Here is a 24,400-nt window from a genome sequence, read left to right as displayed (position 1 = left end):
CGGCGCGCCATCTCTCACTGTATAAAAGGGGAATAGAACATGAAAAAATATCTACTTGCAGCCGCAGCACTGACGCTGCTTCCGGGATCCGCCATGGCGCAGACGATCCTGACGGCGAATATCGAACCGGCGACGACCTGGGTTCGCAATTTCAACCCGTTCAACCAGACATCGTCGCGCCAGTCGACGCTCGACTTCATCTACGAGCCGCTTGTTATTTTCAACCGTTTCGACAGCAACAAGCCGGTCTATCGCCTGGCCGAAAGCTTCAAGCTCTCCGACGATCTGAAGAGCATCGAATTCAAGCTGCGCCCGAACCTGAAATGGTCGGATGGCAAGCCGTTGACCGCAGCCGACGTCAAGTTCACCTATGACTACCTGAAGAAATTCCCGGCGCTCGACTTCGTCAGCATCTGGACCTTCGTGACCGATGTGCAGGCGGTCGACGGCCAGACGGTTCGCTTCACGCTCGCCAATCCGAGCTCGCTTGCCGCCGAGCAGATCTCGCAGCTGCCGATCGTCCCCGAACATATCTGGAAGGATGTCGCCGATCCCGTCACTTTCGCCAACGAGACCCCGGTCGGCAGCGGCCCGCTGACGGAAGTGCCGCGTTTCACCGGCCAGACCTACGACCAGTGCCGCAACCCGAACTACTGGGACAACGCGCATCTGAAGGTCGACTGCATTCGTTTCCCGCAGCTTGCCGACAACAACCAGATCCTGACGGCAACGGCCGACGGTACGCTCGACTGGGGCGTCTCCTTCATTCCCGATATCGACAACGTCTATGTCTCGAAGGACCCGCAGCACTTCCACTACTGGTATTCGCCGAGCAGCATGGTCGCCTTCCTGTTCAACCTGGAAACAGCGAATGAGAACAACAAGAAGGCCTTCACCGACGTGAAGTTCCGCCGCGCAGTCGGCATGGCGCTCGACCGCAAGACGATGATCGACGTCGCCGGCTATGGCTACCCGACGCTGAATGAAGACCCCGGCCTTATGGGCGAGCTCTACAAGAGCTGGGCGGATCCGTCCGTCAAGGCCGACTTCGGCAAGTTCGCCACTTATGACGCCGACGCCGCCAAAGCCTTGCTCGACGAGGCTGGTTATAATGACAAGGACGGCGACGGCTTCCGCGACAATCCCGACGGCAGCAAGATCTCCTTCTCGATCATCGTCCCGAACTCCTGGACGGACTGGGTCGACACCGTAAACATTGCCGTCGAAGGTATGCAGGCGGTCGGCATCGACGCCAAGATCGAAACGCCTGAGGAAGCCGTCTGGACCGGCAACCTCATCAACGGAACCTTCGATGCGGCGATCAACAGCCTGCCCGCTTCGGCCTCGCCGTATTACCCCTACAAGCGCGCCTTCAGCGCCTCGGACAAGGGCAAGACCCGCTTCACAGCGCAGCGCTGGTTCAATCCCGATGTCGAGAAGCTCGTCACCGAGTTCACCCATACCGCCGACCTTGCCAAGCAGAAGGAAGCGATCAACAAGGCGCAGCGCATCGTCGCCGAAAACATGCCGATGATTCCGGTCTTCAACAATCCGAATTGGTATCAATACAACACCAGACGCTTCACCGGCTGGTCGACCAAGGAGAACCCCTTCGTCAACCCGTCGATCTCGCGCACCAATCCGGCGCGCCTCTTGAACCTGCTCGCTCTCGAGCCCGTCAAGTAAGCATCATGATCTCGGGAGTGGCGTCGAAGCATGATGCCGAAAAGTGTTAGCGGTTTTCGGAAGACATCATGCTCCTCCAGAAACGCCACTCCCGCCACGACGGAGTTCCCATGGCTTTTCTGCTTCGCCGCCTCGTCTTCTATATGGCAGCCTTCATCGCGGCAGCGACGATCAATTTCTTCCTGCCGCGGCTGATGCCGGGCGATCCGGTGCAGATCATGTTTTCGAGCGCCGGCGCCGAATTGCCGCCGGAAAGCCTGCAGGCGCTGAAGCTCACCTTCGGTTTCGTCGACGGCCCGCTCTGGCAGCAATATCTCACCTATCTCGGCAGTATCTTCACCGGCGATCTTGGCCGCTCGATCAAATATTTCCCGCTGCCGGTCACTTCGGTGCTCGGCCATGCTCTCGTCTGGACCGTCGGCCTGATGGGAACGGCAACGATCGTCAGCTTCGCGCTCGGCACCTTCCTCGGCATCGTCGCCGCCTGGCGGCGCGGCAGCAGGTTCGATGTCGTCGTCTCCGTCGGCGCGATCTTCGCGACCTCGGTACCAGCAGTGGTCACCTCGCTGATCGTGCTCTTCATCTTCGGCTTCACGCTTGGCTGGTTCCCGAATGGTTATGCCGCCGATCCATCGCTCGATCCGGCTCTCAGCCTGCAATATATCGGCAGCGTCGCCTATCACGGCATCCTGCCGATGGTGACGCTCTGCACCGTGCTGATCGGCGGCTTCACCGTCACCATGCGCAACAACATGATCAATCTGCTCGGCGAGGACTATATCGTGATGGCCCGCGCCAAGGGTCTGTCCGACCGGCATGTGATGCTCTGGTATGCGGCGCGCAATGCCCTGCTGCCGACCGTCTCCAGCCTTGCCATCGCCATCGGCACCATCCTCGGCGGCTCGCTGGTGACGGAGGTCGTCTACAACTATCCCGGCCTCGGCAACATTCTTTACCAGGCGATCCTCGCCCGCGATTACCCCGTCATCCAGGGCCAGCTCCTGATCATGACCGCGACCATGCTCATCGCCAATTTCATCGTCGACGTCAGTTATATCTTGCTCGACCCGCGGCTGAAGGGAGCATGATATGAAGGTCCTGTTTCGAAACCGCAAAGCGCTCACCGGCCTCGTCATCATCGCCGTCATCGTCGTCGTTGCGATCGCAGCGCCGCTGCTGACGCAATATGATCCCGCTGCCCGCACCGGCAGGCCGCATCAGCCGCCGTCGCTCGATCATCTGCTCGGCACGACCCGCATCGGCCAGGATGTCTTCGCCCGTCTGCTCTACGGCGCACGCACATCACTTGCCGTCGGCTTCGGCGCCGGCCTGCTGATCACCTTCGTCGGCACAGCGCTCGGCATCATCTCCGGTTATCGCGGCGGCAAGACGGATGAGATCATCAGCTTCTTCACCAACATGGTGCTCGTCGTTCCCAATCTGCCGCTGCTCTTGGTGCTCGCCGCCTTCATCGGCCAGGCAAGTCCGCTGGTCATCGCCCTCATCCTCGGCGCCACTTCCTGGGCCTGGGGCGCGCGCGTCACCCGCGCCGAGACGCTCTCCGTCAAGCAGAAGGATTTCGTCAAATCCGCCGAGATGATGGGCGAGCCGCAATGGCGCATCATGACATTCGAGATCTTCCCCAACGTGATCTCGATCGTCGGCATCAATTTCATCGGCAGCGTCATCTTCGCGATTATAACCGAGGCGACGCTGGAGTTTCTCGGCCTCGGCGATCCCAAAGCAATCTCCTGGGGCGCCATGCTCTACAATGCACAGAAGGCTTCGGCGCTTTCAGTCGGCGCCTGGTGGGATATTCTCACGCCCTGCTTCGCACTTGCCTTCCTCGGCATCGGCATGTCGCTGCTCAACTTCGCCGTCGACGAGATCGCGAATCCGAGGCTTCGCACCGGCAATCACCTGAAGCGCTGGTCCCTGCTCGTGCGTGCCGGGGAGGGTCGCCTGTGACGCAGCCGCTGCTCTCCGTGAGGAACCTTTCCATCGACTATATCGGCGAGGAGAAGGATTTTCGCGCCGTCGACGATGTCAGCTTCGATGTCGCCCCCGGCGAGGTCTTCGGTCTTGCCGGCGAATCCGGCTGCGGCAAGAGCACCATCGCATTCGCCATCAGCCGCCTGCACAGGCCGCCGGCACTGATCCGCAAGGAGAGCCGTATCCTGCTCGACGGCCGCGACGTGCTCGGCCTCGACCGGCAGGCGCTCGCCGCCTTCCGCTGGCGCGAGGTGGCGATGGTTTTCCAGAGCGCCATGAATTCGCTGAATCCGGTGCTGCGCATCGAGGCTCAGTTTTACGATGTGCTGCGTACCCATAAGAACATGAGCCGCGCGCAAGCCCGCGAGCGCACCGCCGAGATGCTGAAACTGGTCGACATCGCGCCGGACCGCATGCGCGACTATCCGCACCAGTTTTCCGGCGGGATGCGCCAGCGCATCGTCATCGCCATCTGCATGGCGCTCGATCCGAAACTCGTCGTCATGGACGAGCCGACGACAGCGCTCGACGTTGTTGTCCAGCGCGAGATCCTCCAGCGCATCAACGAACTTCGTCGCAGATTCGGCTTCTCCGTGCTGTTTATCACCCATGATCTCGGGCTCATGGTGCAGTTCTGCGACCGCATCGGCATCATGCTTGCCGGCAAGCTCGTTGAGCAGAACGGCGCCGAGGCGATCTACAAGACGCCGAAGCACGCCTATACGAAGAAGCTCTGGGCCTCCTTCCCCTCGCTTCATGGAGGCGTGCTGCTGTGAGCAATGCCATCCTCGCTCTAGACCAGGTAACGAAGACCTTCGGCCACGGCGCATCCGCCGTTCATGCTGCCCGCTCGATCTCATTTTCGCTGCATGCCGGCCGGGCATTGGCGCTCGTCGGCGAATCCGGCAGCGGCAAGACCACCTGCGCCCGGATGGCGATGCGCGAGTATCAGCCGACATCGGGGCAGATCCTCTATAAGGGCCGCCCGGTCGAAGGGGCCAAGGCGGACGAAATCGCCCGTTATCGCCGTTCCGTGCAGATGATCTTCCAGGACCCGTTCGCTTCACTCAACCCGGCCCATACGATCGCCTACCATCTGCGGCGACCACTGAAGCTGCATAGGCCGGATATCGGCGGCAGCAAGATCGACGCAACGATCCGAGAACTGCTGCAGCGCGTTAGGCTCGATCCCGATCTCGTTGCGCCGAAATATCCTCATGAGCTCTCCGGCGGCCAGCGCCAGCGCGTCAACATCGCACGCGCCCTTGCCGTCAAGCCTGAAGTCATCGTAGCCGATGAGCCGACCTCGATGCTCGACGTTTCGGTGCGCCTCGGCGTGCTCAACCTGCTGAACGAGATGAAGCAGGAGATGAATCTCGGCCTGCTCTACATCACCCATGACATCGCGACCGCCCGCTATGTCGCCGAGGACATCGCGGTGATGTATGCCGGCCAGATCGTCGAATGGGGCAGCACCGCCCGGGTGATCGACAATCCGTTGCATCCGTATACAAGACTGCTGCTCTCAGCCGTGCCCGATCCCGACGTCCGCTTCGGCGATCCGAAGGCGCGCCTGAGGCCCGGCGAGGTCGACGATGTCCGCCGCCGTTCCGCCGCATCGCAGGACGAGATCGTCGAAGTGGAAGCCGATCATTTCATTCGGATGCTCTGAGGCCCGCTTGCTGGCCTCGCTCTTCGCCCTGTGCTAGGGGACGGTCCCTTTCATGTGAGGCGAAAACGTCATGCTGCCCTGGATCCAGCTCGATTCCGCGACCATTCCCGGCGAAGAAGGCGAACTCAGGCTGAAGCGGCGCGGCAGCGAATTCTCGATCATGCTCGGGGCCAACGAGCTGATGAACAGCCGCCTCAGCGGCTCGGAGGAGGCGCTGGCGACCCTTGCCTGGGAGCGGATCAAGGCGCATCCAACGCCGAGAATCCTGATCGGCGGGCTCGGCATGGGCTTCACCCTGCGTGCCGCCCTTGCCGTTCTTCCCGAGGATGCCGCCGTCACCGTCGCCGAACTGGTGCCCGCCGTCATTGCCTGGGCGCGCGGGCCGATGGCCGAGGTCTTCAAAGGCTGCCTCTACGACCCGCGCGTCGTCATCCACCAGGGCGATGTCGGCGAGGCGATCCGTGCCGGCAAGGCTGCCTATGATGCGATCCTGCTCGATGTCGACAATGGCCCGGATGGGCTGACCCGCAAATCCAACGACCGGCTCTATGATTTCGCCGGCCTGCGCGCCGCCCGCGACGCGCTTCGTCCCGGCGGCGTGCTCGCCGTCTGGTCGTCCGGCCCCGATCCGGATTTCACCCGGCGCCTGAAGGACAGCGGCTTCCCCGTCGACGTCGTCAATACCCGGGCCAACCGCAAGCGCGGCGCCCGGCATGTGATCTGGCTGGCGGTTAAACTGGCCCGCTGAGACGAGCTCAGCCGCCGGAAGCGATCCTGCGCGCAGCATTGATCGCCCGGCGGGCGCCGGCGCGCAGTTGCACCGTCTCCGCACCGGCGATGACCAGATCGAAGCCGAATTTCAGCAGTTCGCCGGCCCGCTCACCGTCGCCGGCATAGGCACAGGCGAATTTGCCGTGGGCGCGGCAGCGCGAAACGGCGTGCTGCATGGCGCTGTCGATCTCGGCGGCGTTCGGCGCCACCTGGTCACCGTTGGACAGCGCAATCGAGAGATCGGCGGGGCCGACGAAAATGCCGTCAATGCCGGTCACCCCGAGAATGCCGTCGATCGCATCGAGGGCGGCGCGGGTCTCGACCATGGCGATGGCGACGGTGAGCTCGTTGGCGTTCTTGAGATAGGCATCGGCCGACAGGCCGGAATGGTTCAGCGCAAGAGATGGCCCCCAGCTGCGCTCGCCGAGGGGCGGATATTTCGTGGTCCTGACGAGCGCTCGCGCATCCTCGGCCGAATTGATCATCGGCGCGATGACACCGGAGGCACCGGCATCGAGCAGCCGCGAGGCCGAGGCGAAATCGCCGACGGGAATGCGCGCGATGGCCGGCTTGCCGGCAAGACGCGTCTGAGCGACGGCGTTTGCCGCCGACTGCATGTCCCACATCCCATGCTGCATATCCAGCACGACTGCATCGAAAGCTTCCTGCGCCAGATGGTTGACGAGCATGGCGTCGGGGATGCCGACCCAGCCGGAGATCATGCCGCCTCGATGCTTCCTGATCCGGTCCGCAAAGCCATCGATTTCAGCTGCGCTCATGCCATTCTCCTCATTTCGACAGGCCGTCAACGGCCGGATTGCCGCCAAACGGCAGCAGCAATTCATCCTCTGCGGTGCAGCCGCGAGCTGATGACCATCACGACGATGCCCGCAACCGCCAGAACGGCGCCCCAGAGCATCCAGATCTTTTGGGCAATCATGAAACTGGACGCCGGATAGGGAAAATAGCCGCTTCCCTGCCCGATCCAGATCAGGCCGAGCAGGACCATAAGCAGTCCGATGACATATCCGATCGCTCGCATGCGTCAGCCACCTTCTCCTTAGATGCGATCCCACAATGTCGGTCGCCATTGCCAATGACAAGGCTTCTCCCGACGAGAAATGCAACCGTTACCCACCATTTCTCTTCACCTCATCCGACAGCCAGGCGCTCAGCCTCTCGCTGTGGATGTTCCGAGATCGCGGCGGCACCAGCCAGTAACCGTGGTCGGGCGCCTCCAGCGGCGGGCCGGCTTCCAGCAGCATGCGTGCCGAAAGAAGCGTATCAACCAGGCCCATCCAGCCGATCGCCACCCCTTGCTCGCTCAGAGCGGCTTGAACGACCAATGAATAGGTATTGAAACTGATATCGCCGCGACCGGCATTGATGTCGCGCAGGACCGAGAATTCGGCAAAATAGCTGCGCCAGTCGAACCAGGGTGATGGCAGCGGCGCATCGAGATGAATGAGCCGCGCCTTGGCAAGCTGTCCTGGATCGTCGAAAGGGCCGTTGCGATCGAGAAATCCCTGCGTGCAGACGGGCACGATCCTCTCCGGCAACAGCAGCGTACCGACAGAGCCGAATTCCGCCCGCGTACCGAAAACCACCGCGACATCTGCCTCGTCGCGAAATCCGGCGGCAAGCCGCTGCGTCGCGACGATCTGCATATCCGTTTCCGGATGCAGATGGCGAAAGCCATCCATACGTGGGATCAGCCAGAGCGCCGAGAAAGCGTAATCGGTCCTGAGTCTGACGACCGGTCTTTGAGCTTCGACCCTGAAACTGCGGGCGAGGGCATCGATGTCGCCGATCGCTTTTGCGGTGACCTCAAGAAGCCGCTCGCCCTCGGCAGTGAGTTCGGCCCCGCGATGCCGCCGGCGCAGCAGGGTGACGCCGAACTGCTCCTCCAGCCGGCGGATCTGGTAGCTCACGGCTGGCTGGGTCAGCCCGAGAAGAGTTGCAGCCGCTGAAAAGCTCCCGAGCCTGGCGATCTCGACGAACAGGCGCATCCATCCGAGCTCAGGCGGTCGTTCTGACATAAAAATCCCTTTGAGAAGCCATCGAAAAAAGCAGCCTTTACAGGTGAGATGATAGGCGTTTCAATAAAATCTTCCAATAGCAAAAGGCAATTCCAAATGGCGCGCCCTAACTTCCTTATCCTGATGGTAGATCAGTTGAACGGGACATTGTTTCCCGATGGCCCCGCCGATTTTCTTCACGCGCCGCATCTGAAATCGCTGGCTGAGCGCTCGGTGCGTTTCGCCAATACCTATACGGCAAGTCCGCTCTGCGCGCCGGCGCGAGCCTCCTTCATGTCCGGACAATTGCCGAGCCGGACGCGGGTCTATGACAACGCGGCCGAATTTGCGTCCGATATCCCGACCTATGCCCATCATCTGCGCGCGGCCGGATACCAGACGGCGCTTTCGGGAAAGATGCACTTCGTCGGCCCCGACCAGCTGCACGGCTTCGAAGAGCGCCTGACGACGGATATCTATCCTGCCGATTTCGGCTGGACACCTGACTACACCAAGCCTGGCGAGCGCATCGACTGGTGGTACCATAATCTCGGCTCGGTCACCGGCGCCGGCGTGGCCGAAATCACCAACCAGATGGAATATGACGACGAGGTCGCCTATCACGCCACGCGGAAACTCTACGACCTCTCGCGTGGCCATGACGAGCGCCCCTGGTGCCTGACCGTCAGCTTCACGCATCCACACGACCCCTACGTCGCACGGCGCAAATACTGGGATCTCTATGAGGACTGCCCGGCCCTCGACCCGGCGGTTGCGCCGATCGCGTATGTTCAGCAGGACCTGCATTCGCAGCGTCTGATGAGGGCCTGCGACCACGATGCATTCGATATCAGCCGCGAACAGATCAGGCGGGCAAGACGCGGCTATTTCGCCAATATCTCCTATGTCGATGAAAAGATCGGCGAGGTTCTCGACGTCCTGCAACGCAGCCGCATGGGCGGCAACACCATCATCCTCTTCGTGTCCGACCATGGCGACATGCTCGGCGATCGCGGCCTCTGGTTCAAAATGAACTTCTTCGAAGGTTCTGCCCGCGTTCCGCTGATGATTGCGGCACCAGGCTGGAAGCCTAAGCGCATCGACCAACCCGTCTCCACCCTCGATGTGACGCCGACGCTCGCCGGCCTCGTCGGGATCGACATCGCTTCGCTGAGACCGTGGACCGAGGGCTGGGATCTTGCACCGCTTGCCCAAGGCACCGGCAGCCGCGGCCCCGTGCCGATGGAATATGCCGCGGAAGGCTCCGAAGCGCCGCTCGTCTGCCTGAGGGATGGGCGATATAAGCTATCGCTCTGCGAGAAGGATCCGCCTATGCTGTTCGATCTCGAGGCCGATCCGCAAGAACTCAAGAATCTGGCGGCCGACCCGGCGCATGCCGACACCTTGGCTCGGCTTGTCGAACAGGCCGGGCGACGTTGGAACCTGTCAGATTTCGATGCGGCCGTACGCGAGAGCCAGGCACGCCGCTGGGTGGTTTACGCAGCACTTCGCAACGGCGCCTATTATCCGTGGGATTATCAGCCGCTGCAGAAAGCCTCGGAGCGTTATATGCGCAACCACATGGATCTGAACGTGCTGGAGGAAAGCCAGAGGTTCCCGCGCCAGGAATAAGCGCGAAGTCCTTGGTATTTAAGCAATGCTGCGCGCCGGCGCCTCGCGCAGGAAACCCTCGATGAACTGCTTTTGCAGCAGAATGCCGTCCCATTCGTCGGCGAAGAACGGCGAGTCGTAGATCAGCGTGAAAGGACCGGCGTAACCGGCCTTTTCGCACATCTCCAGGCACTTGCGATAATCGTCCGCATCGAGGCCGGTGGCGGCGTAATCGGCCTTGGCGTGGCAGATTTCCGCCCAACCCATGATATCGGCCAGGCCTTTGTATTTGGCCGGTGCCGCCCAGTTGCCAAGGTCGCCGTTGAGCCCGACCCTGCCGTCCAGCCGGTCCAGCAGCCAGTTCACTTCGACGGGGGACGGCAGCAGATCGAACCAGTTTTCGACGACGACACGCACATTGCTGCCCTCCGCCTCTTCGGCCAGCCAGCCAAGGTTGCGGGCGGCGCGGGCAAGGTTTTCCTGCACCGGCTTCTGCTTGCCGGCGATGACGCGCATCCTTTGCGCCCCGAGCGCAGCCGCGATATCGATCCATTCTGCCATCCATCTGACGTCGCGTTCGGCCGTTGCGGGGTCGCTTGGATCGCCGTCCTCGACGAGCAGGGTCTGGAACAGCACGTTCGACGACGCCATCGCGTCGCTGAGTTCACTCAAATAAGCGGCATCAAGGCTCGGCAGATGGAAGGAGCAGACTTCCAGCCGGTGTATACCGCGCGCGGCGAGCGCTGCCGGCATGTCGATCAGCGCCGCACCGCCGGGACCATATGGCTGTTTTGGCGCCGCGCTCTTGCCGGGATCGGGGCTATAGGCATAAACGGTGCCGAGCAGCCGATGCAGCGACCAGGTCGAAACCGCGAAGCGTCCGTTCTGCAAAACCTGCACGTGCTTTCCTCCAGGCTCTCCTCATCCATCAATGGCAATAAAAGCCCGGTGGTTCAATTGCCAATTTCAGACGAAATCGCCGCGGACCACCGCCTCGGCAGCAAGTGCCGCCCCCAGCAGCGCCTCGTCACGACTGGCGGTCGCCGAAAGCAGCAGACCGACCGGCATGCCTGCTACGCCCGTGCCGCAGGGGATGGAAACGCCGCACCAGTCTAGGAAATTGCCGAGCGCGGTGTTGCGCAGCGTCTTGTTATTCGCAGCGAAGAAGAGTTGATCATCATCCTCCAGCGGCGCGATCGGCGGAGCGACATGAGCGACCGTGGGAAAGGCGATCAGACGGTTACCGATAAGACGCTCCGCATCGGCGATCAGGCGGCTGCGTGCCTGCAGGATCGCGATGTAATCGGGCGTCGTGGTCCTGCTTCCCAAGCGGGTGCGCATGACGACGCGATGGTCCATCCGGTCTGCGTCCGGTCCCGCCAAACGTTCGCGGTGAAGGGCGAAAGCCTCCGCCGTCACCAGCGGACCATATCTCGTCATCAGGTCGAAGATTTCGTTGAAAGCGGGAATGGCGGTGCGGGAAACGGAGGCGCCCGCATTTTGAAGGCGCTCCAAAGCCGCCTCGAACGCGGCAATGACACCCGGTTCCGCCGCATCGAAAACGACATTTTCGGGCACGAGCAATTCCAGCCCCCGCAGCGGTCGCTGGACGACATCAGGCGCGGTCAAGCCGCGCATCGCCGCATCGATCCAGACGGCGTCCCTGACGCTGCGGCAGAGCGGCCCCAGGGAATCGAGGCTCTTGGCCAGCGGAAAGACGCCATCCATCGCATGACGGCCGCGTGTCGCCTTGTAGCCGACGATGCCGTTGAAGGCCGCAGGAATTCGCACTGATCCGCCGGTATCCGTGCCCATCGCGACCGGGACAAGCCCGGCTGCGACGGCGACACCGGCGCCGGAGGACGAGCCGCCGGGAACGCGCGGGAGATCGGCGCCGCGTGGATTGACCGGCGTGCCGTAATGCGGATTGATGCCCAGGCCGGAAAAGGCGAATTCGCTCATATTGGTGCGGCCTATGGCGACCATGCCCGCCTGCCTGAGGAGACCGACGATCGCCGCATCGCAGCTGGCGGGCGCGTCGGCGGTCAGGACGACGGACCCCGCCGTCGTCGGCAACCCCTCGATGTCGAAAAGATCCTTCCACGCAATCGGAACGCCGTCCAGCAGACCCAGCGAGCGCCCTTCCCGCAGACGTTTGGAAGATGCGAGCGCCTCCTCCATAGCCCGGTCTTTGAGCAGCGTGGTGAAGACCGCCTTATCGGCATAATTTTCGATGGATTCGAACACCGTCTCGGCCACATCGACCGGATCGGCGGCACCGCCTTGGATGAGGACGGAAAGCTGGGCGACGGACATCGCACCGAAGGATTTGCTCATGGGACGGTCCTGATGAGAGATGCTGTCAAAGGACTAACCCGGAACGTTCGAGCGAGCCAGAGCCTCACGTTCTTTTGCATCTATTGGTACGAATTTTTGAACACTGAGTTTGGATAGCGCCCCTTCATTTGCCACGATTGAAGACACACATGCATGCACGCATGCCGAGCCGGTTCGGCGTGAGGGTGAGAGTGTCCTCTTCGACCGCCCCGCATGTGTTGCAGGAGTAATTAAAATGATAGATTGTGAAACATTAAGCCGTCGCCAGGACATGGTGACCCTCCATGTGAAAGAGGACGAAACGGCCGGCCCAGGCGAGCGCGACTATGTGGAACATGTCAGCGCCCAGAAGCTTTCCGGTTTCGAGCGCATTATCGTGGTTGCGGCCTTGGTCGTCCTGAGCTTTGCAGGTTTTGCCGCATATTCTTCTGGTGATACCGATCCTATGACGACCTCGGCCATTGCCGCCACATCAGGCGACAGCGCGCCGCATCATCAGCCTTACGGCCACTGCCGCGACAGCAGCCCTTATGCTGAAAGGGTTTGCTGAAGGCGACCGTGGCTCGCCTCTGCCAGCCTGGCGCCAGCTACAAGAACCGGTTCGCCGGGCAAGGAGATCTTGGGCCAGGCTGCTTGACAGCAAAGAGGAGAGACCATGGCCGGCAACATCGACTACAATCTTGGTCGTTTCATTGAGGCGCAAAAGGGCGTCTATGAACAGGCGCTTTCCGAGCTGAAGGCCGGACGCAAGACGTCTCATTGGATGTGGTTCATCTTCCCGCAGATTGCGGGCCTCGGCACCTCTGCGATGGCCGAAAAATATGCCATACGCTCGGCCGGGGAAGCGGCCGCCTATCTCGCCGATCCCACTCTCTCGAGCCGGCTGTTGCGCTGCGTCGAGGCGATTTTGTCGATCGACGGCCGATCGGCACACGACATCTTCGGTTCGCCTGATGATCTCAAGCTGCGCTCATCAATGACCTTGTTTGCCGCGATCAGCGATCACGGCTCGCCCTTCCACCGGGCAATCGAACGCTTTTATCAAGGAAAATTCGACGAGCGGACGATCGAAATCCTCAGCGCCAGAGACTAAAGCGTGAAGCGGCAGTTGGTGAAGACACGCGCCGCCAGGTTCTATGGCGCTGATTTTATCCGCTTGATGACCGTTAAATGGCAGCAAATGCAAGCCAAACAGACGGATACAAAAAGGACGACCCCAAGCGGCGAGTAGGATAGCGGCAGGAACGACCAGTCGCTTCGCTGAAGCTGAGGCATCGCAAAGCCGGAAAGGCCGGCTTGCGCGACTGCTGCCCGTCCCATAGTCAGACCGGTTGCGATTAGCGCGATATGGGCATGGATGAAGCCCGACCGGTAGTGTCTTTGCGGCTGCAGGGCCACTCGAATCCCAAAAACCGATGCAAGCATCAACAGGACCGCGGCGCTCCAAATTCCAACGCCGGGTACCGCTAAAAGCAGATAAATGGGTTCGCGCATGACCGGAAGTATCGTCATGTGCAGCCACCAGACGGACTCACTTGAAGGGTGGCTGTCCAACAGCGGTATGCTGAGAAGGAATATCGATGCTATCGCGTAGGCCAGCGATGGCCCAAGTCGCAGCAGCATGAAAATAGCCATCCGCATAAGGCGCTCCATCCTTTGACCTGCTGAGCAGGTTAGGCGACGTTGATTAATTTTCTACTCTGAGAATCACCGGACACATGATACCAACCTGGAATGGTTGCCACCTACCACGCTGGCGTCTTTCAGCGTAGACCGCATCTGTCGCTTTTTTGCGACTATTCGCTCAAATTTTTGAGTTGTTAGCTTTTTTTTACGATGATTTCCGGTGAACGCATCCGGATCTTAGGTAAAAATGTCTGATGGGGGATCGAGTTGCAATGTTGCAGATCAGAGCTGGAACTAAATGCATTGCGTTTTTGATAGCGGCCGGAGCGATTTTAGCTGGCTGCCAATCATCCAGCGTTGATGGTCTGGCTGCCTATGGCGATAGTGCCAAGACCCTTGAGGATGATGCAGCCGTCGCCTTCTATAAGAACGACGAGTTGATCACCACCGGTAAACTGCAGTTTCAGGAAAAGAACTACGGAAAATCCTACGCCATTTACAAGCGGGCGGTTGATGTTTTTCCGCAGGATCCGGCCGCTTGGCTAGGCTTGGCAGCCTCCGCCGACATGGTTGCCCGCTTCGACACCTCCGACCGCGCCTATCAGCAACTCTCGCGCATGATCGGCAATACTCCGGTCTACTACAACAATATCGGATATTCTCACCTTTTACGCGGTGATTTGCGCAATGCCCGACGGTATTTCCTGAAAGCCTATGAGCTTGACCCCGGAAACGAGGTCACTGCCCGCAATCTCGAATTGATGAAGAACAGTGTCAACCACCCTCAGCGGGGATAGGCCCCTTCAGCGACCGACAATCCGCGTCGAGATAGAGCTGCTCTTGCCGAACTGCGAGCATCGGCGGGGCGTCCGCCGATTGCTTTGAAGGTTTCGGTGAGATCGGTGTTTACCGTGCCTTCCGAAGGATGAGCTGGCCTTCCGGCGAGAGTGTGCGTTCGTAACGCGGGAGGTTATCGACGGCAATGCCCCCGGCTTCGATCGACGCAAGAGTGCTATCCGGAGTTTCGGTTTCCGCTGGCACGGCACGGGGTGCGAAAAATTGTGCCGGCTCCTTGCCGGGCGCGCTGAGGACCAAAGCTGAACCCATGCGGGTACCGCTTATGTCGGTGCGCATCCGTTCGTTCATCGACAAGATAGCCTTCTGCAGGCTTTCCATCTCCTGGCGGACAAGTGCGAGTTCGTCGGCCTTGGCATTGTCCGCAATGTGGTGCGACTGCTTGTCCAATTGTCCTTTGAGGCCGTCGATGGACCTTTTGAGCGCGGCGATGGTCTCGCGGCTCTCGCGAACATCCGCTGAGTTCTTGGCGGTATAGATGAGAACGCCAGCATTCACTGGCAAGAGCATGAGGATCAAACCGACGAGCAGCGGGTTTCTTGAGCCTCTCGGCTCCGGTGCTCGCAGATGGCTTGGTTTTGCGCCGTCGACTTCGACGTCGATATTCGGGATGCCGGTCATGCGTTTACTCCCCGTAAGTCATCACATCCGCTTGGACACATCGTCCAGGAAAAGGCCGCGATCAGCGCCAAGTCCGCACTCATTCCGACGTAAATACACCTTCCCACGCCCGTTCGAGCATATCGAGCGACGCGATTCTCGCCAAGCCGTTGAACTCGCAGTAAGAACCGACAAAATCGAGAAGATATTTGGGATGATAGCACGATGCTAGCACATCGCCGTTGTACTTGCGATCGTAGAACAGGCTCAGGTCTGAATCAGAGACAGCCAATCCGGTGCCGCTGGCATAGGATTTAAAAATTCTGATATATTCGTCGCGCGACGGCGTGTTGACAAAGATCTTGTATTTTAGGCGCCGCAAGCCCGCCTCGTCCGAGAGGTCCTTCGGTGCGATATTGGTCGAAAATACCACCAGTTCGTCAAAAGGAACCTTGAACTTCTTGCCGGTGTGCAGCGTCAGGAAGTCATATCCGCGCTCGAGAGGCACAATCCACCGATTGATGAGCGCCTGCGGCGCCACCTGCTGGCGCCCGAAATCGTCGATGATGAAAACGCCGCCTGATGCCTTCAAGTGTATCGGCGCTTCATAGACATTCGGTCCCGCGTTGAAGGTGAGATCGAGCTGATCGAGGGTCAATTCCCCGCCAGTCTTGATCACCGGACGGCGGCATTCGACCCATCGTTGATCCGCTTTCGGATAGGATTCTGTGTCAGCCTCCGATACTGGGAGATGCACTGCTTCGTCATAGAAACTGATGACATGGCCGCCAACTTCGATGGCATAGGGCACCCAGATCGTTTGGCGAAACAGTTGCGACGTCCGCTCGGCGATGCTCGTCTTTCCGTTGCCGGGTGGTCCGTAAAGAAGGATAGAGCGACCGGAGTTGATGGCCGGGCCGAGCTTTTCGACCAGGGCGTCCGAAAGCACCAGTCCTCGAAGGCTATCGGTCAACCGCTCCGGGGTCACGCGCTCGTAATGGATGGACTGCAAACCCAGCTGCCGGCAGAACGCGTCGAGCGACACCGGCGCCGGCCCGACATATTGGGATTGACGCGACGCCGCATGGGCATATTCGACCCCTTTCATCGAAAGCGCGTATCGAACATCGGATCGCACATCCTCGCCGGCCAAGCCGCGAGCCTCGAGATAGGCGAGTTTCACGAGCTCCTTGATCAGGATATTGACGATCACCTTCGGCAATTTCATGCGGTCAGCGAGATGAGATGCCGTGGTCGTATCCTGCTCGGCCGCACATTTGGACGCCAGCCGAAGCAGGAACGACGGGTCCAATCCCGCTTGCTCCATGCTTGCCGGTGCCACGGGCATACGCGGATCGAGGGAAATGATGGCCTCTTTACGATTCTCTTCGAGCGAATACTGCATACGACCTCACTTGGCTTAACCGCCGGGTTTCATGCCTACGAGAAGCATGACGACACGGATAACAACGGGTACGAGAACGATGACGAGGCTTACCGGAAAAAGGAACGCGCCGAGTGGCAGCAGCATCTTGACCGGCAGGGCGTTCGCCTTTTCCTCCGCGCGAACAATCCGCAGATCGCGCATTTCCTTGCTGTAGACCCGCAGCGTCTGCGTTACGCTGGTCCCGAGCTCCTCCGATTGACGGAATAGAACCGAAAGGGCCCTGGCCTCGTCAATCCTCAGGCGGGTGGCGAGGTTGGCGAGCGCCTCGCGCAATCGCCGGCCGCCGCGCACTTCCAGCATCATGATCGAGAGATGCAGGCCGAAATCCTGCTGCTTGTCGACGAATTCACGGGCCACGCGGTCGGCCGCCGCCTCGATGCTCATGCCTGCATCGAGGCAGACGATCAGCATGTCCATGAAATCGGGAAAGAGGCGGCGATATTCCCGCTCCTTGGCGGCGCCACGCCGGTCGATATAGATGTTGACGAGAATGAAGGTCGCACCCGCAGCAAACATGGCAACGAACAGGGTCGCCATCTGCGACATGGCTGGCGCGACCCGGTTCAGGGCCCAGACCGTCGCGACGAGCATGCTGATACAGACGACCGCGCGAACCACCTGGAAGGTGGTCACGGCGCCGGCAGCGAAATACCCTGCCCTGATCAGCCGGTTCTGTGTGGAGTTCACATTGGTGTCACGTCGGGTAATCTCGAAATAGCGACGGATCAGGCGGTTTTCCGCCTCGCCGAGATCGGCAATCGTCGTATCGCCCAGGTGGAACTCCTCGCCTGTTGCCGCCGAACTCTTCGACACGCGAACCGAAACCTCGCGCTGTCGAAAAAACAACTCCGATGCTGCCGCAGAAAATATCAGCACTGCAAAGAAGACGATGAGGTAGATTCCATACTCACTCGACATGACCGCCTCAGTACTCGAAGTTGACCATCTTGTAGAGAATGACATTCCCGATCGCCATGACGACCAGCAAAACGCTCACCACCACGGTTCCGTAGCCGCTCTCCCAGACGGGATCGAAGTAGGTCGGCGACAACGCCTTGATCATCGCATAGAGCAGAAACGGATAGATCGACATGAAGATCGCCGTGATGCGTCCTTCCGAGGAAATCGCCCTGACCTTTGCCCTCAGCATCGTCCGGTCTCGCAGCGTCTTCGAAAGGTTCTGCAAGATCTCCACGAGATTTCCGCCGGTTCCCGCCTGTACGCTCAGCGATATTGCCAGCAGGTTCAGATCCTCGGCGCCGACCCGGTCCGCCAAGTTGAGAAGGGCATCGTCCAGGCTCACGCCGTAGGTGAGTTCATCCGAGAGGAGGCCGAACTCGGTGCCGATCGGATCAGGCATCTCGCGTGCCACCAAAGAAATCGCCGCCGGCAGAGGGTGGCCGGCGGCCAAGCTGCGATTGGCGACATCGAGCGCTTCAGGAAGCTTCAGTTCGAATTTCTTCAGGCGGCGCGCCCGGGCGCGCCAGATGACGAGTGCGGGGACGAGGAGGCAGATCAGGAGAAAGACGGGTATTCTGAACAGAGCGCTCGGCACCAGGAACTGGACGACCAGCCACGTCAGAAGTGCACCAGCGATCGCGAAGAGAGCAAACCTCTTGGCATCGAACTTGATGCCCGACTGGGCGTAGAACCGCAGCAGCCGCTGCATCACGGGGATTTGCCGCCAACCTTCGCCGGCACCGCGCTCCTTGAGCATATCGCTATAGGTCTTGCGATGATCATCGCTGACCTCGAGCAATCTCAGCCGATGGTTCACTGCGCGGTGGCGTTCGGATGTCTTGAAGTAGCCGCGCATGGTCGCTTCGACAGCAACAAGGGCCGCGGTGAAAACGGCCGCGTATAGCAGGGTCAGCATCATTGAACAGGTCCCGTTTGGAGCGGTTTACCGGGCTCAAAAATCGACACAGGGATCTCGATCCCGAGTTCGGCAAACTCCTCGACGAACCGCGGCCGGATGCCGGTGGCGCGGAATTCTCCATGGATCCGCCCGCCTTCATCGGTGCCGGTTTTCTTGAATTTCATAATCTCCTGCATCTGCACGACTTCGCCCTCCATGCCGGTGATCTCGGAAATCGAGACAACTTTGCGGCTGCCGTCGCTCAGGCGCTGGACCTGCACGATGATGGTGATGGCGGACGATATCTGCGAGCGAATGCTCAACTGCGACATCGGCATCCCGGCCATGCCGACCATCTGCTCGAGCCGGCCGACGGCGTCGCGGGGCGTGTTGGCGTGGATGGTCGTCATCGACCCCTCATGACCGGTATTCATCGCCTGCAGCATGTCGAACGCCTCGTCGCCGCGTACTTCGCCGACGATGATGCGATCGGGACGCATGCGGAGAGCGTTCTTCAAAAGTTCGCGCTGGCGGATCTCGTTGCGTCCGTCGAGCGTCGGCGGTCGGGTTTCCAAACGCCCGACATGTGGCTGCTGCAGTTGAAGCTCGGCCGCATCCTCGATGGTGATCAGGCGCTCCTTTGGAGAAATCTGGGACGAGAGAGCATTGAGCAAGGTGGTCTTGCCGGAACCGGTGCCGCCTGAAATCACCATGGACACCTTGCCCTTGACCGCAGCGCTGAGAAGGATGCGCATCGCATCGGCCATCGCGCCATATTGCACCAGGCGCTCCATTGTCAGCGGCTTGCGGGTGAATTTCCGAATGGAAACGAGCGGTCCATCGACCGAGATCGGCCTGATGGCGACGTTGACACGCGAACCATCCTTGAGGCGGGCGTCAACCATCGGCGTTGACTCGTCGACACGGCGGCCAACCGCCGAGACGATCTTGTTGATTACCCGAAGGAGATGATCCTCGTCTTTGAACCGCACGGCGGTGCTCTCGAGCTTGCCGCTCCGCTCGACATAGACGCTGTTGTAGCCGTTGATGAGAATATCTGCGATCGTGTCGTCGGCGAGCAGCGGCTCGATCGGTCCAAGCCCGAGCATCTCGTCGGTGATATCGCGGATCAGATCGCTGATTTCCTTGGCATTGAGCGGGAAGTTGTTACTCCGGATATAATCCTTGACCAACGGCCGGATTTCGGTGGCGATCTCCTCATTATCGAGCGTGTCAAGGATCCCGAGGTTGATGCGATCGAGCAGGTAGCGGTGCAGATTGACCCGTTCGGAAACCATGTCCGGCCCGAGCGAGGCTTCTTCGCCTCTCGCCGTAGCGCTGTCAGAGACCGGTTGAGCAGGCATGTCCTGAACAGCGACTGGAGACGGTTCGGCCGCCTCCGGATGTTCCCGGCTTTCAGGCTCCTGCTGATGCTTGTAGAAACGCCCAATGATTCCGGTCGCCATGCTTCCCACCCCTGAACTATTTTACAATGACCGTGGAACCGATTTTCACCCTCTCATAGAGATCGATGACGTCGGCATTGCTCATGCGAAAACAGCCCGATGACGCGAAACCGCCGACCGTCGACTGCTCGTTCGTTCCATGAATGCGGTAGAGCGTGTCGGTGCTGTCCTTGTAGAGATAGATCCCGCGAGCGCCCAACGGATTGAGCGGACCGGCAGGCACCAGGTCCGGAAGTCCGGCTGAGCGCGCCTTCATCTCGGCAGGCGGGCGCCAGTCGGGCCACTCAGCCTTGCGTCCAACCTTAACGGTACCACTCCAGCGAAATCCGTCTCGTCCGACGCCGATTTTGTAGCGGATCGCGCGTCCATCGGAGATGACGAGATCCAGCGTACGGTTCGCGGTGACGATGACGATTGTCCCAGCCGCGTAGCTTTTTTCGATCGCCACCACGGCGCTTGTCGTCGGCCCGAGGCTTCGTGGTACAAGCCCGGCTGCCCCGGCATCCCCGGCAGCGGCCAGAATTGCCAAAACCACCAAGCCGGCATCGATGGCGCGGGACCTTATGCGCCCACTGTCGATCGCCTTCATCGCACCAGTGCCCCAAGTTTACCGACCGCGCCGCAGAAGCGCGCCCTGGAATTCACCTGAAATGGCAGCACGCCGCGATTGACCGCCTCGCTCAAAGTATCCCAGTCATCTCCGATGACATGCGTCGGGATCTCCTTGAATATCTTCTGCGTTTGTTGCCGGCGCAGGCCGAGGCCGAAAAGCTTGCTTCGGTATTTGTTGATGACGATGAAAATCTGATCCGAATTACCTCGCAGCCGTACCAGATTGGCAAACAAATCCTTCGCTTGAGAAAGCGCAGGCACAGTCATTTCGGTGACGATGCAGATGCTGTTGACCGAAGCGAGCACCTCGTATTTCCACGGCGTGTCGTAATAGGGAATGTCGATGATCGTGTGGTCGCTCTCGAAGGCGGCCACGTCGAGCATGCGCAGCACGAGTTCACGGCCCTTCGGCGCCAGAAGGACGGATGGCTGCTTGAAGGACAGCAGTGAAAAGCCCCCCGAATGACGCTTTCTGACCAGATCGATGAATTCCAGATCGACCCGGGAAGGGTTGGCGATAACCGGTTTCAAGTCGTAGTCGTTGACAAGGTTGAGATAATAGCCAAGCGCACCCGAGCAAAAATCCGTGTCGAACAAGTCGATCCGCGGCGTGGAATTCTTGGTCGGCTGGGCCAGCACATGCGCGAGCGACGAAGCGATCATGCTGGCGCCGGCGCCACCGACGGCTGAGACCACGGCATGCACGCGGCTGTCGCTCGCCCCTGTGCCTGGCGCATGGGTTGAAATCATGTCGATCAGTGCGCGGCGCTCGAGCGGTTTCCTCAGCCAGTCATTGCCGTTCAGGCGGAAGAGCAGCCGCAGCATGTCGTCGGGCAGCTCTTCGGAAACGACGACGAGCGGGATGTCCCGATGGCTGGCGCGAAAGGTGAAGAGCTCCGGCTGCTGCAGCAATTTCCCGTTGTCGACGTCGAGAACGATCAGGTCGAACTGCGTCGGGTCGAGCCTGCCCTTTTCTCCGAGTGCCTTCAGCGAGAGATGGCGGACATCGTAACGCGACAGCGACCCGAACGTATCGAGCATGAAACTTGCTGCCGCCGCGTCGTCGGAGAGAACCAGGATCTTGGTGGATGCGGCAATGTTCATGTGAGCTGTCATTTTCGCTTTCCTACGCGTAACAAGGGGTCAGCAGGTTGAACAGGTCTTCAGATCTTCCGTCGTGATCGTCACCGGATGGGCCGGGACGGTAATGTCGTTAAGTCCCAACAGCCCGCCGAGGATCGGCAGATCGAAGGTGACGTCACGCACCTCCAGCCGCATCGTCAGCACGGGCCCGTCCGGCCGGCCCCAATAACCGAGCCCCGATCGCTGGTAAGTGACCATCAGATTCTCCCGCTTGATGCGCCAATTGAGGTCGCAAATGCCGGGGTGGGGATCAGTTCCAGCTTGGCAAACGCCGTCGCTTCCGAGGACAATCCGGTTCAATGCCGCCGTGCAGTTGGCAAGAGCCGGTCCGCAGGTCGAGGATATTGTTGCATCGTTCGGCGCCGCTTTGCCGTTGTTGAGTGGATCGGCAGCTTCGATCGGGAAAACGGCATCGAAATTCGTCGTCACCGGATCGGATACCGCCGCCAAACGGGCACCATATTGCAATGCCTTGACTGTCTGATTCCACTGCGACATGGCATAGCCGAACTCGATGAAGGCGGCGAATACCAGCATGACGATCGGAAAGGTCAGCAATGCTTCGACGAGGCTGGCACCACTGCTATCGCCCCAGAATGCCTTGATTGCCCGTAAGCTCACCATCCGATGTATCTCTCTTCGTGAAAGGAACTGATGGTGATGGCGTCGATTCCGAGGAAGCTGAAGACCGGCGAGCTCTTGTAGAGATGCGCAGTCGAAAGGGTGATGTTGCCGTCTGCATCCGGAGCAGTGATGGTGATGTCGGCAGCGTCCTTCCAGTCAGGTACGCGGGGTTCGGCGTCTGCCGCAGGTGTTTGCGTTCCATAAAAGGCGATCGTCTTCGCAGTCGCCTCGTTACATGTCGGCACATAGGTTCCCGACAACGGTCGGCAGCGCGAAAGGTAACGCCCTGCATCGCGCAAGCCGGCGTCGATCTGCATGCGCTGCCAGAAGATGCTGCCAAACTCCAATATGGCAGCCGCAAAGAGCGTCACAAAGGGGATCGCGAGCAGCGCTTCGGCAAGCACTGCGCCTTCCTCCCGCCGCCAGAAGCCGAGACAAAGCCGATGCCGGATGAAATCGCGGAGCGCCATCATCTGACCAGCTCCGCTTCTTCCCGCAGGAATTCGTCCAGCGTACCGCGACCACCCTTGCCGGTGATGTCGATCATCTCCAGAGAAAGGTATCGTTCGCCGCCAACCTTGATCGCCGGCTTGGTCAGGAACATGCGGGCGAAGGCCACGGCGCGCGTAGCCTTGTGACCGTTCAGATGGCCGACCGAGGCTTCATAACCACAATTGACAATGGCCGAGAAGATCTCGCGGCGATCGCCATATTCGTCCGCCGTATAGTTCGAAAGGTCCGGTCCGCTATAGCACTGGCCGCCCGTTGCCGGCGTTCCGGTCTCACCATTCGCCGAGGCATGGTTGATGAGAGAGGGAGTTGCAAGCTCGTAACGATAAACATCGTATGCGGAGGGTTGGCTTGGTGTTCCCGTCGCCTGCGGGGGATAACTGGAGTAGTTGCTGAGGACCGTGCTCGTCGAGGGCGCAGCGGTTCCTTGCGCGACATTCCAATAGGTCGCGTACTGCCAATTGTTGCCGCTGCTGATCTTGCCACCGGCAAGCGAAGTCATGCCCGCTCCATAGCCGAGCGGCAAAGCCTTGGTCGCATCGCCGACAACATCTCCGACCATGACCGGGTTGTAAGTATCGCAGCCCTTCTTTCCGCCGCCGCCGATTGTCTGAGCGGAGCGTACATTTTGGGCAGGTCGGTAACGGTAATTCCCGTTCACCTTGTTGAACGATGAGGAATAAAAGCCGAAGCGCGTATTGACGCCATCCTCGACGGGCCCCGCCTTTGCACCGGTTTCCGTGTCGAGGCTGTCCTGTGTATAGCAGGTACCGGGATTGCCGGTGGCAAGAGCCTCCGCCAGCACGGACGCACCATTGCCCAAGGGGGTCCGCAGGAAGCCGAAATTGCCGGGGCCGGGATTGGACGCAGCGGTGCTGTGAAGCTCGATCTGTCGGCCATAGAGGTTGCCGGCCGCAAAGTTGGTGTGCAAGGCCGTAGCTGCATCTTCGCTGGCGCTTTCACTCGTGTTTCCAGCCGGCTCGAACGGATTGCAGATAAAGATCGGCGTCACGTCGCAGGCGCTGGCATGGTATACCGCCACGGCGTCGGCAGCGATGTTGATCGTATTGCGGGTGAAGCCGACCGGGATCGGAAAGATCGTCTGCATCGCCTGCGGCTTGGCGATGACCCATGCGTAGGACGCTTCGCTGGCCACCGTCGTTTCCATCGAAGACGGGATGGGCGTATCGTCGTTGGCCGGGATGTCCTTCAGGAAAAGCACGGTAACAGTGCTCCCCGCATCGTTTCCGGCGTCATAGGTCACGACTATATTCGAGCCGAGGGACATGCCGGTCCCACCCCCGGAGAAAGCCGCGCTGTTGGCGATTTTCTCGATCGCCGTCTGCGCTCTCGAAATCGCATCATCGCGGCCATCGAGTTCACGGGCCCCGGCCAGCGCCATCGCATCGACCGCGTTCTGAAGATCAGTATGCAGGTTGCTGCTGCGGCCGACATCGATGATGAGCAGCGAAAAGCCGAGAAGCATTGGCATGGCGATGAGCGTCAAGGCGATGACATAGCCGCGATGATCGTTCCAGAACCGTCTGACAATCCTGCTCAGCATTGGCATAC

General features: G+C 60.3%; 26 protein-coding genes. 10 read left to right on the top strand and 16 right to left on the bottom strand.

Going from position 1 to position 24,400, the window contains the following annotated elements; genetic code table 11:
• Nucleotides 1–39: 39 nt before the first annotated feature.
• The 6 genes from J2J98_RS25445 (at nt 40) to J2J98_RS25420 (ending at nt 6,098) form a co-directional block, all read left to right on the top strand.
• Nucleotides 40–1,686: an ABC transporter substrate-binding protein gene (locus J2J98_RS25445; RefSeq protein ID WP_207603583.1), complete on the top strand. Its 1,647-nt coding sequence runs from the start codon at nt 40–42 to the stop codon at nt 1,684–1,686.
• 110 nt (nt 1,687–1,796) lie between these two features.
• Entirely contained in the window at nt 1,797–2,774 is a 978-nt protein-coding gene (locus tag J2J98_RS25440) for an ABC transporter permease (RefSeq protein WP_207603582.1), read from the top strand.
• Nucleotide 2,775: 1 nt separating this feature from the next.
• Complete coding sequence (locus J2J98_RS25435) at nt 2,776–3,654, top strand: ABC transporter permease (protein WP_207603581.1); 879 nt, start codon at nt 2,776–2,778, stop codon at nt 3,652–3,654.
• Nucleotides 3,651–4,454 (top strand): ABC transporter ATP-binding protein, encoded by an 804-nt coding sequence (locus J2J98_RS25430; protein WP_207603580.1) that lies wholly within the window; start codon nt 3,651–3,653, stop codon nt 4,452–4,454. Before J2J98_RS25435 ends, J2J98_RS25430 begins: the two co-directional genes overlap by 4 nt.
• Entirely contained in the window at nt 4,451–5,350 is a 900-nt protein-coding gene (locus J2J98_RS25425) for an ABC transporter ATP-binding protein (protein WP_207603579.1), read from the top strand. Before J2J98_RS25430 ends, J2J98_RS25425 begins: the two co-directional genes overlap by 4 nt.
• A gap of 70 nt (nt 5,351–5,420) precedes the next feature.
• Complete coding sequence (locus J2J98_RS25420) at nt 5,421–6,098, top strand: spermidine synthase (RefSeq protein ID WP_207603578.1); 678 nt, start codon at nt 5,421–5,423, stop codon at nt 6,096–6,098.
• Between the two features lie 7 nt (nt 6,099–6,105).
• Here the strand turns inward: J2J98_RS25420 and J2J98_RS25415 are convergent, their stop codons facing one another.
• The 3 genes from J2J98_RS25415 to J2J98_RS25405 form a co-directional block, all read right to left on the bottom strand.
• The gene (locus J2J98_RS25415) at nt 6,106–6,900 is read right to left on the bottom strand and encodes an HpcH/HpaI aldolase family protein (protein WP_207603577.1); all 795 of its coding nucleotides are present in this window, start codon (nt 6,898–6,900) and stop codon (nt 6,106–6,108) included.
• A gap of 62 nt (nt 6,901–6,962) precedes the next feature.
• Nucleotides 6,963–7,163: a hypothetical protein gene (locus J2J98_RS25410; RefSeq protein WP_064707120.1), complete on the bottom strand. Its 201-nt coding sequence runs from the start codon at nt 7,161–7,163 to the stop codon at nt 6,963–6,965.
• Nucleotides 7,164–7,251: 88 nt separating this feature from the next.
• Nucleotides 7,252–8,160, bottom strand: coding sequence for a choline sulfate utilization transcriptional regulator (locus J2J98_RS25405; protein ID WP_207603576.1), 909 nt, complete (start codon nt 8,158–8,160; stop codon nt 7,252–7,254).
• A gap of 96 nt (nt 8,161–8,256) precedes the next feature.
• On the opposite strand from J2J98_RS25405, the gene betC reads away from it, so the two are divergent.
• Nucleotides 8,257–9,771 (top strand): choline-sulfatase, encoded by a 1,515-nt coding sequence (betC, locus tag J2J98_RS25400; RefSeq protein WP_207603575.1) that lies wholly within the window; start codon nt 8,257–8,259, stop codon nt 9,769–9,771.
• Between the two features lie 18 nt (nt 9,772–9,789).
• Here the strand turns inward: betC and J2J98_RS25395 are convergent, their stop codons facing one another.
• Nucleotides 9,790–10,650, bottom strand: coding sequence for a sugar phosphate isomerase/epimerase family protein (locus J2J98_RS25395; protein ID WP_207603574.1), 861 nt, complete (start codon nt 10,648–10,650; stop codon nt 9,790–9,792).
• A gap of 66 nt (nt 10,651–10,716) precedes the next feature.
• Entirely contained in the window at nt 10,717–12,087 is a 1,371-nt protein-coding gene (locus J2J98_RS25390; protein ID WP_207603573.1) for an amidase, read from the bottom strand.
• Between the two features lie 271 nt (nt 12,088–12,358).
• Here J2J98_RS25390 and J2J98_RS25385 point away from each other — a divergent pair, with 271 nt between their 5' ends.
• Nucleotides 12,359–12,637 carry a hypothetical protein gene (locus J2J98_RS25385; RefSeq protein WP_082930544.1) on the top strand — a complete coding sequence of 93 codons (279 nt, stop codon included), beginning with the start codon at nt 12,359–12,361 and terminating at the stop codon, nt 12,635–12,637.
• Between the two features lie 105 nt (nt 12,638–12,742).
• Nucleotides 12,743–13,180, top strand: a complete 438-nt coding sequence (locus tag J2J98_RS25380) for a DUF1810 domain-containing protein (protein WP_064707126.1) — start codon at nt 12,743–12,745, stop codon at nt 13,178–13,180.
• Nucleotides 13,181–13,221: 41 nt separating this feature from the next.
• On the opposite strand, the gene J2J98_RS25375 is transcribed toward J2J98_RS25380, so the two are convergent.
• Nucleotides 13,222–13,728 carry a hypothetical protein gene (locus J2J98_RS25375; RefSeq protein WP_207603572.1) on the bottom strand — a complete coding sequence of 169 codons (507 nt, stop codon included), beginning with the start codon at nt 13,726–13,728 and terminating at the stop codon, nt 13,222–13,224.
• 257 nt (nt 13,729–13,985) lie between these two features.
• Here J2J98_RS25375 and J2J98_RS25370 point away from each other — a divergent pair, with 257 nt between their 5' ends.
• The gene (locus tag J2J98_RS25370; RefSeq protein ID WP_064692361.1) at nt 13,986–14,510 is read left to right on the top strand and encodes a tetratricopeptide repeat protein; all 525 of its coding nucleotides are present in this window, start codon (nt 13,986–13,988) and stop codon (nt 14,508–14,510) included.
• 109 nt (nt 14,511–14,619) lie between these two features.
• Here the strand turns inward: J2J98_RS25370 and J2J98_RS25365 are convergent, their stop codons facing one another.
• From J2J98_RS25365 to J2J98_RS25320, 10 genes are all read right to left on the bottom strand, one after another.
• Nucleotides 14,620–15,189: a hypothetical protein gene (locus tag J2J98_RS25365; protein WP_207603571.1), complete on the bottom strand. Its 570-nt coding sequence runs from the start codon at nt 15,187–15,189 to the stop codon at nt 14,620–14,622.
• A gap of 79 nt (nt 15,190–15,268) precedes the next feature.
• On the bottom strand, nt 15,269–16,573 hold the full coding sequence (locus J2J98_RS25360) for an ATP-binding protein (protein WP_207603570.1): 1,305 nt from the start codon (nt 16,571–16,573) through the stop codon (nt 15,269–15,271).
• A gap of 15 nt (nt 16,574–16,588) precedes the next feature.
• Nucleotides 16,589–17,533, bottom strand: coding sequence for a type II secretion system F family protein (locus J2J98_RS25355; protein ID WP_207603569.1), 945 nt, complete (start codon nt 17,531–17,533; stop codon nt 16,589–16,591).
• Nucleotides 17,534–17,540: 7 nt separating this feature from the next.
• The gene (locus J2J98_RS25350; protein WP_207603568.1) at nt 17,541–18,494 is read right to left on the bottom strand and encodes a type II secretion system F family protein; all 954 of its coding nucleotides are present in this window, start codon (nt 18,492–18,494) and stop codon (nt 17,541–17,543) included.
• A complete protein-coding gene (locus tag J2J98_RS25345) occupies nt 18,491–19,939 on the bottom strand; it encodes a TadA family conjugal transfer-associated ATPase (RefSeq protein ID WP_064692356.1) in 1,449 nt (482 codons plus the stop codon). The genes J2J98_RS25350 and J2J98_RS25345 overlap by 4 nt, the downstream gene beginning before the upstream one ends.
• A 16-nt stretch (nt 19,940–19,955) precedes the next feature.
• On the bottom strand, nt 19,956–20,528 hold the full coding sequence (locus tag J2J98_RS25340) for a L,D-transpeptidase (protein WP_207603567.1): 573 nt from the start codon (nt 20,526–20,528) through the stop codon (nt 19,956–19,958).
• Nucleotides 20,525–21,667 (bottom strand): pilus assembly protein, encoded by a 1,143-nt coding sequence (locus tag J2J98_RS25335; RefSeq protein WP_207603566.1) that lies wholly within the window; start codon nt 21,665–21,667, stop codon nt 20,525–20,527. Before J2J98_RS25335 ends, J2J98_RS25340 begins: the two co-directional genes overlap by 4 nt.
• Nucleotides 21,668–21,694: 27 nt before the next feature.
• On the bottom strand, nt 21,695–22,318 hold the full coding sequence (locus tag J2J98_RS25330) for a TadE/TadG family type IV pilus assembly protein (RefSeq protein ID WP_064692353.1): 624 nt from the start codon (nt 22,316–22,318) through the stop codon (nt 21,695–21,697).
• Nucleotides 22,312–22,791, bottom strand: a complete 480-nt coding sequence (locus tag J2J98_RS25325) for a TadE/TadG family type IV pilus assembly protein (protein ID WP_207603565.1) — start codon at nt 22,789–22,791, stop codon at nt 22,312–22,314. The genes J2J98_RS25330 and J2J98_RS25325 overlap by 7 nt, the downstream gene beginning before the upstream one ends.
• Nucleotides 22,788–24,392 carry a TadE/TadG family type IV pilus assembly protein gene (locus tag J2J98_RS25320; protein ID WP_207603564.1) on the bottom strand — a complete coding sequence of 535 codons (1,605 nt, stop codon included), beginning with the start codon at nt 24,390–24,392 and terminating at the stop codon, nt 22,788–22,790. The genes J2J98_RS25325 and J2J98_RS25320 overlap by 4 nt, the downstream gene beginning before the upstream one ends.
• Nucleotides 24,393–24,400: the final 8 nt, after the last annotated feature.

This window comes from Rhizobium bangladeshense, assembly GCF_017357245.1.
In the GTDB taxonomy this organism is placed as follows: domain Bacteria; phylum Pseudomonadota; class Alphaproteobacteria; order Rhizobiales; family Rhizobiaceae; genus Rhizobium; species Rhizobium bangladeshense.
The sequence above is the reverse complement of the archived record's forward strand: the minus strand, read 5'-3'. Positions and strand labels throughout refer to the sequence as shown.

Bases quoted from the DNA above. Each gene is read 5' to 3' on its own strand.
- J2J98_RS25445 (WP_207603583.1), top strand. From the start codon at position 40: ATGAAAAAATATCTACTTGCAGCCGCAGCACTGACGCTGCTTCCGGGA.
- J2J98_RS25440 (WP_207603582.1), top strand. From the start codon at position 1,797: ATGGCTTTTCTGCTTCGCCGCCTCGTCTTCTATATGGCAGCCTTCATC.
- J2J98_RS25435 (WP_207603581.1), top strand. From the start codon at position 2,776: ATGAAGGTCCTGTTTCGAAACCGCAAAGCGCTCACCGGCCTCGTCATC.
- J2J98_RS25420 (WP_207603578.1), top strand. From the start codon at position 5,421: ATGCTGCCCTGGATCCAGCTCGATTCCGCGACCATTCCCGGCGAAGAA.
- J2J98_RS25415 (WP_207603577.1), bottom strand. From the start codon at position 6,900: ATGAGCGCAGCTGAAATCGATGGCTTTGCGGACCGGATCAGGAAGCAT.
- J2J98_RS25410 (WP_064707120.1), bottom strand. From the start codon at position 7,163: ATGCGAGCGATCGGATATGTCATCGGACTGCTTATGGTCCTGCTCGGC.
- J2J98_RS25405 (WP_207603576.1), bottom strand. From the start codon at position 8,160: ATGTCAGAACGACCGCCTGAGCTCGGATGGATGCGCCTGTTCGTCGAG.
- betC (WP_207603575.1), top strand. From the start codon at position 8,257: ATGGCGCGCCCTAACTTCCTTATCCTGATGGTAGATCAGTTGAACGGG.
- J2J98_RS25390 (WP_207603573.1), bottom strand. From the start codon at position 12,087: ATGAGCAAATCCTTCGGTGCGATGTCCGTCGCCCAGCTTTCCGTCCTC.
- J2J98_RS25385 (WP_082930544.1), top strand. From the start codon at position 12,359: ATGGTGACCCTCCATGTGAAAGAGGACGAAACGGCCGGCCCAGGCGAG.
- J2J98_RS25380 (WP_064707126.1), top strand. From the start codon at position 12,743: ATGGCCGGCAACATCGACTACAATCTTGGTCGTTTCATTGAGGCGCAA.
- J2J98_RS25375 (WP_207603572.1), bottom strand. From the start codon at position 13,728: ATGCGGATGGCTATTTTCATGCTGCTGCGACTTGGGCCATCGCTGGCC.
- J2J98_RS25370 (WP_064692361.1), top strand. From the start codon at position 13,986: ATGTTGCAGATCAGAGCTGGAACTAAATGCATTGCGTTTTTGATAGCG.
- J2J98_RS25365 (WP_207603571.1), bottom strand. From the start codon at position 15,189: ATGACCGGCATCCCGAATATCGACGTCGAAGTCGACGGCGCAAAACCA.
- J2J98_RS25360 (WP_207603570.1), bottom strand. From the start codon at position 16,573: ATGCAGTATTCGCTCGAAGAGAATCGTAAAGAGGCCATCATTTCCCTC.
- J2J98_RS25355 (WP_207603569.1), bottom strand. From the start codon at position 17,533: ATGTCGAGTGAGTATGGAATCTACCTCATCGTCTTCTTTGCAGTGCTG.
- J2J98_RS25350 (WP_207603568.1), bottom strand. From the start codon at position 18,494: ATGATGCTGACCCTGCTATACGCGGCCGTTTTCACCGCGGCCCTTGTT.
- J2J98_RS25345 (WP_064692356.1), bottom strand. From the start codon at position 19,939: ATGGCGACCGGAATCATTGGGCGTTTCTACAAGCATCAGCAGGAGCCT.
- J2J98_RS25340 (WP_207603567.1), bottom strand. From the start codon at position 20,528: ATGAAGGCGATCGACAGTGGGCGCATAAGGTCCCGCGCCATCGATGCC.
- J2J98_RS25335 (WP_207603566.1), bottom strand. From the start codon at position 21,667: ATGACAGCTCACATGAACATTGCCGCATCCACCAAGATCCTGGTTCTC.
- J2J98_RS25330 (WP_064692353.1), bottom strand. From the start codon at position 22,318: ATGGTGAGCTTACGGGCAATCAAGGCATTCTGGGGCGATAGCAGTGGT.
- J2J98_RS25325 (WP_207603565.1), bottom strand. From the start codon at position 22,791: ATGATGGCGCTCCGCGATTTCATCCGGCATCGGCTTTGTCTCGGCTTC.
- J2J98_RS25320 (WP_207603564.1), bottom strand. From the start codon at position 24,392: ATGCTGAGCAGGATTGTCAGACGGTTCTGGAACGATCATCGCGGCTAT.